Raw genomic sequence first — 1,494 nt, 5'->3', positions numbered from 1 at the left:
GATTCTTCTTCTCAATGACATCATAGGCATCAAAGATCGGCTGCGCTCGTAGAAGCATACCTTGCCCACCACCATAGGGCTCATCATCGACGTGGCGCGCCTTCTCCGCGTTTTCACGGAAATTATGGTAGTTGATTTCTAATAGTCCTTTCTCACGCGCTTTGCCGACGATCGAGTGCTCCAAAGGCGAAAACATCTCTGGAAAGAGGGTTAAAATATCAATCTTCATCGTCTAACCCTTCCAAGATGTCTACATCCACCCGGTTACCTGGAATATCAATATCGAGGACCACTGGTGGGATATAAGGCAAGAGAAGGTCTCGTTTGCCTTTCCGTTTGACCACCCAGACGTCATTGGCACCTGGTTGCAGGATTTCCTTGATCTGACCGATTAGCTGGTCATTTTCATAAACATCAAGGCCAATGATCTCGTGGTAATAAAACTCGCCCTCGTCCAAATCCGTCAAGTCTTCTTCAGCAACCTTGAGGCTAAAGCCCTTAAACTTTTCGATGGCATTGATATGGTACATATCCTTAAACTTGATGATATCGAAGTTCTTGTGCTTACGGTGACTGGCAATGGTCACCGTTTGGACAAACTGATCCTTCTCATCAAAGAGGGCTAACTCTGCTCCTTTTTTAAAACGTTCTTCCGCAAAGTCTGTCACAGACAAGACCCGCATTTCTCCTTGTAAGCCTTGGGTATTGACTATTTTCCCAACATTAAAGTAATTCATTTTATTCTTTACATTCCTTTTTTAATTAGTTTATCACTACAAGTCTCTAATAATAGTTGCAATTTTTTCAGACTCTGACCACTGTAGATAGTGATGATTTCCACCTAGAATGAGTTTTGTTTTAGTACTCCAATATTCTGAATCTCTGTACTCTTTTTCTCTATACGCCTGACAAAATATGAAAATAGGAATATTATCTGCTAAGGTCAAACTATCAAAATCTTCAGCGGTAATATTTACTGATATCTGAAATCCAGGAACTTGCTTTTCCAATTCTAAGCCCTTTTCTTCCATCAATTCCCAAATCAGTCTATCAGTTTCAGGTTCAAATGTTGCATGAGTTAGTCCCTTAAAATAATTTTCCGGACCACATTCTTCAATCATCCTCATTTGCTCTTCCATTTCTGGATAAGGATATTTTGAAAAATCAGCAAACATTATATTTTTTGTTGTTGGTTCAATTGCTATCAAAGCTTGACACTTAATTGGTTGACTCAGTAACTTTAAAGCCAAAACACCACTTAAACTATGAACACAAAGTATATAATCGGAAATTTCCAACCCTTTCAGGATTTCGAATACTGCTTCAATAAGATTGTCCAAATTAATTCCTGTTTGACTATGAATCGGACTCCTGCCTGTATTCGGAAAATCAATCGTTAAGTAACCTATTGAGGAAGGAAGTTTTTCAAGGATTGGTAGGAAATTTTCATAACTTGGTATCAAACCAGCACCATTTAAACAAACTAGTATTTTA

At 38.8% G+C, this 1,494-nt stretch carries 2 protein-coding genes and 1 pseudogene; all 3 read right to left on the bottom strand.

Going from position 1 to position 1,494, the window contains the following annotated elements:
* Positions 1-172, bottom strand: a pseudogene (locus tag ACLOR3_RS03695) (tRNA (guanosine(37)-N1)-methyltransferase TrmD); the annotation flags it as partial.
* 46 nt (positions 173-218) lie between these two features.
* Positions 219-737, bottom strand: coding sequence for a ribosome maturation factor RimM (rimM, locus tag ACLOR3_RS03690; protein WP_411400372.1), 519 nt, complete (start codon positions 735-737; stop codon positions 219-221).
* A 36-nt stretch (positions 738-773) separates the two neighbouring features.
* On the bottom strand, positions 774-1,494 hold a 721-nt coding region (locus ACLOR3_RS03685), incomplete at its 5' end, for an alpha/beta fold hydrolase (RefSeq protein ID WP_412037004.1).

Origin of the sequence: Streptococcus intestinihominis (genome assembly GCF_046824975.1) — a bacterium.
Lineage (GTDB): Bacteria > Bacillota > Bacilli > Lactobacillales > Streptococcaceae > Streptococcus.
The sequence above is the reverse complement of the archived record's forward strand: the minus strand, read 5'-3'. Positions and strand labels throughout refer to the sequence as shown.

Coding starts and splice junctions, on each gene's coding strand:
- rimM (WP_411400372.1), bottom strand. CDS start 737: ATGAATTACTTTAATGTTGGGAAAATAGTCAATACCCAAGGCTTACAA.